7 protein-coding genes and 1 pseudogene are annotated in these 7,597 nt (G+C 71.3%); 4 read left to right on the top strand and 4 right to left on the bottom strand.

The genetic code is table 11. The features are described from left to right. The 3 genes and pseudogenes from HMPREF0731_RS14255 to recR form a co-directional block, all read left to right on the top strand. Window positions 1-525: pseudogene (locus HMPREF0731_RS14255) on the top strand (DNA polymerase III subunit gamma/tau); the annotation flags it as partial. Between the two features lie 66 nt (window positions 526-591). Beyond that, complete coding sequence (locus tag HMPREF0731_RS14250; protein WP_007004858.1) at window positions 592-933, top strand: YbaB/EbfC family nucleoid-associated protein; 342 nt, start codon at window positions 592-594, stop codon at window positions 931-933. 10 nt (window positions 934-943) lie between these two features. After that, window positions 944-1,540 carry a recombination mediator RecR gene (gene recR / locus HMPREF0731_RS14245; protein ID WP_040613372.1) on the top strand — a complete coding sequence of 199 codons (597 nt, stop codon included), beginning with the start codon at window positions 944-946 and terminating at the stop codon, window positions 1,538-1,540. Window positions 1,541-1,608: 68 nt separating this feature from the next. Here recR and HMPREF0731_RS26380 read toward each other — a convergent pair whose 3' ends face one another. From HMPREF0731_RS26380 to hslV, 4 genes are all read right to left on the bottom strand, one after another. Continuing rightward, a complete protein-coding gene (locus tag HMPREF0731_RS26380; RefSeq protein WP_007004856.1) occupies window positions 1,609-3,681 on the bottom strand; it encodes a glycerophosphodiester phosphodiesterase family protein in 2,073 nt (690 codons plus the stop codon). Between the two features lie 284 nt (window positions 3,682-3,965). Then, window positions 3,966-4,787 carry an EcsC family protein gene (locus tag HMPREF0731_RS14235; protein ID WP_007004855.1) on the bottom strand — a complete coding sequence of 274 codons (822 nt, stop codon included), beginning with the start codon at window positions 4,785-4,787 and terminating at the stop codon, window positions 3,966-3,968. 13 nt (window positions 4,788-4,800) lie between these two features. After that, window positions 4,801-6,138, bottom strand: coding sequence for an ATP-dependent protease ATPase subunit HslU (hslU, locus tag HMPREF0731_RS14230; RefSeq protein ID WP_007004854.1), 1,338 nt, complete (start codon window positions 6,136-6,138; stop codon window positions 4,801-4,803). A 3-nt stretch (window positions 6,139-6,141) separates the two neighbouring features. Then, on the bottom strand, window positions 6,142-6,696 hold the full coding sequence (hslV, locus tag HMPREF0731_RS14225; RefSeq protein ID WP_040613370.1) for an ATP-dependent protease subunit HslV: 555 nt from the start codon (window positions 6,694-6,696) through the stop codon (window positions 6,142-6,144). 226 nt (window positions 6,697-6,922) lie between these two features. Between hslV and hisB the strand changes: the two genes are divergently transcribed. Next, window positions 6,923-7,528, top strand: coding sequence for an imidazoleglycerol-phosphate dehydratase HisB (gene hisB / locus HMPREF0731_RS14215; protein WP_007004852.1), 606 nt, complete (start codon window positions 6,923-6,925; stop codon window positions 7,526-7,528). Window positions 7,529-7,597: the final 69 nt, after the last annotated feature.

The following is a 7,597-nucleotide window of genomic DNA, read 5'->3' as shown; positions in this document are numbered from 1 at the left end:
GCGATGGGCGGCGGCGGCGCGGTGATGGCGGCGCCCGAGCCCGCCGCCCTGCCCCAGCCGCGCAGCTTCCGCGAGGTGGTGGCGCTCGCCTCCGGCCGCGCGCCGATGCTGCACGCGCATCTGCTGCACAGCGTGCATCTGGTGAATTTCGCGCTGGGCCGCATCGAGTTCCGCCAGGACCCGCGCGCCCCGCGCGACCTGGCCGCGCAGCTCTCCGCCCTGCTGGCCGAGCAGACCGGCACGCGCTGGACCATCTCCCTCTCCAACGCCGAGGGCGAGCCGACGCTGGCGCAGCAGCGCAGCCACATCGCCAGCGAGCGGCTGGAGATCGCCAAGTCGCACCCGCTGGTGCAGGCCATCCTGCTGGCCTTCCCCGGCGCCCAGGCCGACGCGCTGCGCGACGACACGCTGGATGATTACGGCCTGCCGCCCGCCCCGGAGCCGGAGGACGGGCCGGAAGGGGGCTATGACGGCCCGGATTTCGCCCCGCCCGACGCGGAACCGGCGGATCTGGACGATTTGTGACATCGCGGCCGCCCCGCCCGCGTTGCCTGTCACGAGCGATTTCCTGGAAGCCTTGGGAGAGTACCCATGAAGAATCTCGGCGCGATGATGAAGCAGGCCCAGCAGATGCAGGCCAAGATGCAGGAGATGCAGGCCAAGCTGGACGCCATGCTGGTGGACGGCGCCGCCGGCGGCGGCATGGTCAAGGTGACGCTGACCGGCAAGGGCGACCTGAAGAAGCTCGCCATCGACCCCTCCCTGGTCGATCCGGAGGAGCGCGAGGTGCTGGAGGACCTGATCGTCGCCGCCCATGCCGACGCCAAGGCGAAGGTCGAGGCGATGATGGCCGAGGAGATGCAGAAGGCCACCGCCGGGCTGAACATCCCCGGCATGGGCGGCGGCCTCGGCGGCTTCAAGCTGCCGTTCTGAGCGCGTGAGCGTGCGCGGCCCCGACCAGGTCGAGCGCCTGGTCGCCATGCTGGCGCGGCTGCCCGGCCTCGGCCGGCGCAGCGCGCGCCGCGCCGCGCTGAAGCTGCTGCAGGACCCGGGCGGGCTGATGCTGCCGCTGGCCCAGGCCCTGCACGAGACCGCCGAGGCGGTGCGCCCCTGCCGCATCTGCGGCAATCTCGACACCGAGGATCCCTGCCGCATCTGCACCGATCCGGGTCGGGAACAGGATGTGGTCTGCGTGGTCGAGGGCGTCTCCGACCTCTGGGCGCTGCAGCGCGCCCATGTGCATCGCGGCCTGTACCATGTGCTGGGCGGCGTGCTCTCGGCGCTCTCCGGCGTCGGGCCGGAGGATCTGCGAATCACCGCCCTGCTGGAGCGGGTGGCGGCCGGCGAGATCCGCGAGGTGATCCTGGCCCTGCCGGCCACCGTCGAGGGCGCCACCACGGCGCATTACCTGACCGACCGGCTGCGGCCGATGGGCGTCGCCGTCACCCGCCTGGCCCAGGGCGTGCCCATGGGCGGCGCGCTGGACGTGATGGATGACGGCACGCTGGCCGCGGCGCTGAAGGCGCGGCGGCCGGTCTAGGCATCGAGGGGGCCTTGCCCCCTCGAGCTCCCCCAGCAGGGGACAGGGTCCCCTGCACCCGCCTTCGGTCAGTCGAAGAACGGCACGCGGCCCTCGGCGGCACCGTATTGCAGGAAGTGCAGCAGCGGGTTGATCTCCGCCGCCGCCACATCCGCATAGGCCGCCAGATAACCCTGGGCATCGAACTCGCCCGGGGTCGAGCGGCCCTCCCGCCAGCCATCGGCCAGGTAGTGCGCCAGCGGATCGACGCCGGCCGCCGCCACATCGGCATTCAGCGCCAGGTAGGTCTCGCCCTCGAAATAGGCGTTGGCGTCGCGGCCCTCGGCGCGGCCATACTGCTCGTAATGCGCCCGCGCATCGATCCCGGCGCGCGCCACATCGGCATTGGCCAGGCGGTAGAAGGTGGCGTCGAAGGCGTCCGCGCCGATGTCGCGGCCGATGACGAACAGCGCCACGCGACCCTCCAGGAAGCCATTCGTCAGGTAGTGCAGCATCGGGTCGACGCCGGCCTCGGCCACATCGGCGTTGCGCGCCAGGTAGTCGCGCCCGTCGAACCAGGGGGAGGTCAGCCGGCCTTCCTGCGAACCGTATTGCAGGTAGTGCTGCAGCGGGTTGATGCCAGCGGCCGCCACATCGGCATTGTTCGCCAGATAGGCCTCGGTGCTGAACAGCCCGCTGGGGTCGCGCCCCTCGCGCCAGCCGAACTGGTCGTAATGCGCGCGCAGATCCACCCCGGCCTGCCAGACATCGGCATTGATCAGGGCGTAGCTCAGCGCGTCGAAGCCCTGCGCCATCGCGTCCAGCGCGACGGTGCCATCGGCGAAGCGCAGCAGCTCGATCGCGCGCAGCGTGGTCGTGCCATCCGGGCCGACCGCCTGCAGCAGGCCATCCACGACGTCGAAGCTGTAGCTGGCCAGCGGGCCGGACAGCACGACGGTGTCGCGGCCTTCGCCACCATCCAGCGTGTCATTGCCCAGGCCGCCGATCAGCATGTCGTCGCCCTGCTCGCCATACAGGACATCATCGCCATCGCCGCCCTCGATGATGTCGTCGCCCTCGCCGCCATAGAGGAAGTCGTTGCCGCTGCCACCTGTCAGCATGTCGTTCTCCGCGGTTGCGTCACTGCGGAGATAATCTAGCAAAGCCTTCAGCCCGATATCGGGCTGGTCGATGAACAGTCCGTCAACGCCGAGCGCGATCAGCGCGGCGACTTCCTGCGCCGCGCTCTGCACCGTGCCATCCGGGTTCAGCGCCTGGAAGCCTTCCTCGGCGCGCACCGTGTAGGGGATGACCTTCAGCCCCAGCTTGTGCGCGTTCTCGATCAGCGCGCTGGTCTGGCCGGTCAGCTGGAAGCGGATCTCGGCGACGCCGTCGCCATCGGCATCCACCGGCTCGGCCAGGCGCGCGCGCAGGCGGATGGCGTCCTTGCTGGGGCCGACGATGTCGGCATAGACGGCGATCTGCGCCAGCGCCTCCGGCGTCGCGGCGTTGCCGAGCTGCACGATCTGGAAATCGACCCCGGCGGCCGGCATGATCGTCTCGTGCAGCCGGATCAGGTTGCCGGATTCGAAGGACTGGATGAAGACGCGCTCGCGATCGGTGAAGCCCTCGCGCACCAGCACATCGACCAGCATCTGGCTGGTGTCGAAGCCGAGGGAGAGCGAATAGGTCGGGTGCTTGGTCTCCGGCGCGATGCCGATCTTGCGGCCCGTCTCGGCCTCGACCTGGCGCACCAGGGCGATGATCTCCTCCAGCGTGGTCAGCTGGAACTGGCCGTCATAGTCCTGGCTCTCCGGCCGCTGCGCGCCGAGCCGCTCCTTGGCGCGCAGCGTCTTCAGCTCGGCGAGGGTGAAATCCTCCATGAACCAGTCGGTCACGGTGTATCCGTCGATCACCTTGGTGACGCGCCGGTCGGCGAATTCCGGGTGGTCGGCGATGTTGGTGGTGTCGGAGAGCAGCGGCTCGTGCCGCGCCACCAGGTAGCCATCCCTGGTCGGCACCAGGTCGGGCTCGATCACCGAGACGCCCATCTCGATCGCCAGCTTGTAGGCTTCCAGCGTGTGCTCGGGGCGGTAGCCGCTGGCGCCGCGATGCGCGACGATCACCGGCGGCATGCCGTCCAGCGTGTTGAAGCTGACCATGGGGCGCGTCTTCCTCTCGGCTCGGGGCGCGAAGAGGGTGCCGCGCGGGCACGCCCCGGCGGAGCGCCGGGACGCAGCGCCCGCCGGCACCCATCGGCCGCCGGATTAGGCGGCGCGGATGGCGGCGGGATGAAGCCGGGATGACAGGGGGATGAACTGAACCTTGCCCCGCCGTCACGAAGCCGTGGAGACCGGTCCGGCCGCGTGCCGAGTTCGGCTGACCGAAGGCGGGTGCAGGGGACCCCGTCCCCTGCTGGGGGTCGAGGGGGCGAAGCCCCCTCGATTCAGCCGGCGGCGTGCCGGGCGCGGGCGTCCAGCACCGCATAGGCGGCGCGCACCGCCGCCTCGCCATAAGCGCGCTCCAGCCGCCGGATGGTGAAATGCGCCCTTCCGATGCCGCGGAAATGCTCCAGGAAGGCGAGGTTGATGGTGGCCCCCGCCGCCGCGCCGATCACCGGCGCCGCCTGGGCGCCGAGCTTGACCATCAGCGGCCCGGTGAAGCGCGCCGCGATGCCGCCGATGAAGCCCGGCAGCAGCGAGGCGCCCATGGTCGGCAGCAGCTGCGCCAGCGCCAGGCGGGTGGCGAAATAGCCGGTCTCGGTGGCGTCGTCGGCCGCGCCCGGGCCGCCGAGGGCGAAGACCTTCAGGCATTCCGCGCCGGTCTCGGGCAGGGCCATGTCCTCGCCCTGCTCGGCCGCCTCGGCGGCGATCTGGCGCAGCAGCAGGGTGGTGGAGATGGGCAGCTCCAGCAGCGTGCCCGGCAGGCCGAGCGCGCCGCCCGCCGCGCCGCTGGCCGCCGCCAGGCCGCGATTCAGCCAGTGGCCGGACAGCCCCGGCAGGCTGCGCTGCGGCTCGCTGCGCAGCGCGGCGTTCAGCGCGGCGGAGAGCGCCTTGCGCACCGCCGCGTCCACCATGCCCTGGGCGCCGGAGGGCAGGCGCCGGCGCAGCGCCTCCACCGGCGTGCCGGCCATCGCCGCCAGCCTGGCGGCCAGCGACTGCTCCTCCAGCACCCGCCGCGCCTCGGCCAGCTCGGCCTCCGCCGCGTCGGGCAGCGGCAGCGGCGCGGGCAGGGCTTCGGTCGGGGTGTCGGCTTGGGCCTCGGGCATGGCGGGTCCGGTCCTACAGGATGAAGCGGCTGAGATCGGCGCTGGCGGCCAGCGGCGCGACCTTCTCCTTCACATAGGCCGCATCGACGCGAACCGTTTCACCATGCCGGTCGCTGGCGCTGAAGGAGATCTCCTCCAGCAGCTTCTCCAGCACGGTGGCCAGGCGGCGGGCGCCGATATTCTCGACCCGGGCGTTGATGTCGGCGGCAAGGTCGGCGATCGCCTCGATGGCGTCCTCGGTCAGCTGCAGCGCCACGCCCTCGGTCGAGAGCAGGGCGACATACTGCTTGGCCAGGGAATGCTCGGGCTCGGTCAGGATGCGGCGGAAATCGTCCCGCGTCAGCGCGCCCAGCTCGACGCGGATCGGCAGGCGGCCCTGCAGCTCCGGCAGCAGGTCGGAGGGCTTGGCGATGTGGAAGGCGCCCGAGGCCACGAACAGGATGTGGTCGGTCTTCACCGGGCCGTGCTTGGTGGCGACCGTCGTGCCCTCGATCAGCGGCAGCAGGTCGCGCTGCACGCCCTCGCGCGAGACATCGCCGCCGCGGAAGCCGCTGTCGCTGGACCGCGCGCAGACCTTGTCGATCTCGTCGACGAAGACGATGCCGTTGTTCTCGGCATGCGCCACGGCGTCGCGGGTCAGCTTCTCCTGGTCCAGCAGCCGGTCGGCCTCGTCCTGGGTGAGGGCGCGGCGGGCCTCGGCCACGGTCATCTTGCGCGCCCGCTGCGGGCGGCCGAACATCTTGCCCATCATCTCCTGGATGTTGGCCATCTGGCCGGGCGGCATGCCGGGCACGTCCATGGCGGCGCCGGCGGCCGGGCCCTGATCGGCCACCTGCACCTCGACCTCCTTCTGCTCCAGGCTGCCCTCGCGCAGCATGCGGCGGAATTTCATGCGCGTCTCGCCCGAGGCGCCCTCGCCGACGAGCGCGGTGATCAGCCGCTCCTCGGCCGCCAGCTCCGCCTTGGCCTGGACCTCCTTGCGCGCCACCTCCCGCGTGCGGGTGATCGAGATCTCGACCAGGTCGCGGATGATGCTGTCCACGTCGCGGCCGACATAGCCGACCTCGGTGAATTTGGTGGCCTCGACCTTGATGAAGGGGGCGTCGGCGAGCTTGGCCAGGCGGCGGGCGATCTCGGTCTTGCCGCAGCCGGTCGGGCCGATCATCAGGATGTTCTTCGGCACCACCTCCTCGCGCATCGCCTCGGGCAGCTGCTGGCGGCGCCAGCGGTTGCGCAGCGCGATGGCGACGGCGCGCTTGGCCTCATGCTGGCCGATGATGAAGCGGTCCAGCTCGGAGACGATCTCGCGCGGGGAGAGGTTGACGGCTTCGGCGATCATGGTCTCGGACATGGGTCAGAGCGTCTCCAGCACATAGCGGCCATTGGTGTAGACACAGATGCCGGCCGCGATGCCCATGGCCTTCTTGGCGATCTCCTCGGCGGAGAGGCCGTCGACATCGATCAGCGCGCGCGCCGCGGCGAGCGCGAAATTGCCGCCCGAGCCGATGCCGATGATCTGGTCCTCCGGCTCCAGCACGTCGCCATTGCCGGTGATCAGCAGCGAGCGGTCCTTGTCCGCGACCGCCAGCAGCGCCTCCAGCCGGCGCAGGTAGCGGTCGGTGCGCCAATCCTTGGCGAGCTCGACGGCCGCGCGCTCGAGCTGGTCGGGGAAGCGTTCCAGCTTGGCCTCCAGCCGCTCCAGCAGCGTGAAGGCATCGGCCGTGGCGCCGGCGAAGCCGGTCAGCACCTTGCCATTGGCGATGCGCCGCACCTTGCGCGCATTGCCCTTCACCACGGTCTGCCCGAGGCTGACCTGGCCATCGCCGGCCATGGCGACCTGGCCATCCTTGCGGACGCAGAGGATGGTGGTGCCGTGCCAGCCGATCGGATCGTGAGACGAAGCGTTCATGGCGCAGCAGATGGCATTGCGCCCGGCCGGCAACAAGCGGCGCCGCGCATGGCTCGGCCGTGGCCGCGTCGCGGCTGGCCTGCCATGGCCGAGCGGCGGCTTGACCGGCCCGCCCCGCCTGCCCAGGTCAAGAGGACAGGCCCCTGGGGCGGAACCGGTCCATACCCCCCGTCCGAGCCCCCTCTTGCCCCTGGGCAAAGGGGGGCGCGCGGTCTAGGTAAGCCGCATGGACGCCAAGCCCCGCACCGCCGACATCGCCCGCGCCACCAGCGAGACGGAGATCCGCCTCAGCCTCGGGCTGGACGGGCAGGGCGACAGCCGCATCGCCACCGGCATCGGCTTCCTCGACCACATGCTGACGGCGCTGGCCCGGCACGGCATGCTGTCGCTCGAGGTCGAGGCCAAGGGCGACCTGCATATCGACTACCACCACACCACCGAGGATGTCGGCATCGTGCTGGGCCAGGCGCTGAAGCGCGCGCTGGGCGACAAGCGCGGCATCCGCCGCTACGGCCACGCCGTGGTGCCGATGGACGAGGCGCTGGCCGAGGCCGCCATCGACATCTCCGGCCGCCCCTTCCTCGCCTGGAGCGTGAGCTTCCCGCGCGACAAGGTGGGCGAGATGGACACCGAGCTGTTCGAGGAATTTTTCCGAGCGTTCGCGATGAATGCGGGCATCACCCTGCACATCGTCCAGCGCGCCGGCACCAATGCGCACCACATCGCCGAGGGCGTGTTCAAGGCCGTGGCGCGCGCGCTGCGGGAGGCGGTGGAGCCCGATCCGCGCGCGGCGGGCGCCATCCCCTCGACCAAGGGCGTGCTGGAGGGGTGATGCGCGCCTGGACGGTCCATCCGCCCACGCCCGCCCGGCCGGCGCCGCGCGGCTCCGTGCCCACGGCCG

This window comes from Pseudoroseomonas cervicalis ATCC 49957 (assembly GCF_000164635.1).
GTDB classification, from domain to species: Bacteria; Pseudomonadota; Alphaproteobacteria; order Acetobacterales; family Acetobacteraceae; genus Pseudoroseomonas; species Pseudoroseomonas cervicalis.
The sequence above is the reverse complement of the archived record's forward strand: the minus strand, read 5'-3'. Positions and strand labels throughout refer to the sequence as shown.

Coding starts and splice junctions, on each gene's coding strand:
- HMPREF0731_RS14250 (WP_007004858.1), top strand. CDS start 592: ATGAAGAATCTCGGCGCGATGATGAAGCAGGCCCAGCAGATGCAGGCC.
- HMPREF0731_RS26380 (WP_007004856.1), bottom strand. CDS start 3,681: ATGGTCAGCTTCAACACGCTGGACGGCATGCCGCCGGTGATCGTCGCG.
- HMPREF0731_RS14235 (WP_007004855.1), bottom strand. CDS start 4,787: ATGCCCGAGGCCCAAGCCGACACCCCGACCGAAGCCCTGCCCGCGCCG.
- hslU (WP_007004854.1), bottom strand. CDS start 6,138: ATGTCCGAGACCATGATCGCCGAAGCCGTCAACCTCTCCCCGCGCGAG.
- hslV (WP_040613370.1), bottom strand. CDS start 6,696: ATGAACGCTTCGTCTCACGATCCGATCGGCTGGCACGGCACCACCATC.
- hisB (WP_007004852.1), top strand. CDS start 6,923: ATGGACGCCAAGCCCCGCACCGCCGACATCGCCCGCGCCACCAGCGAG.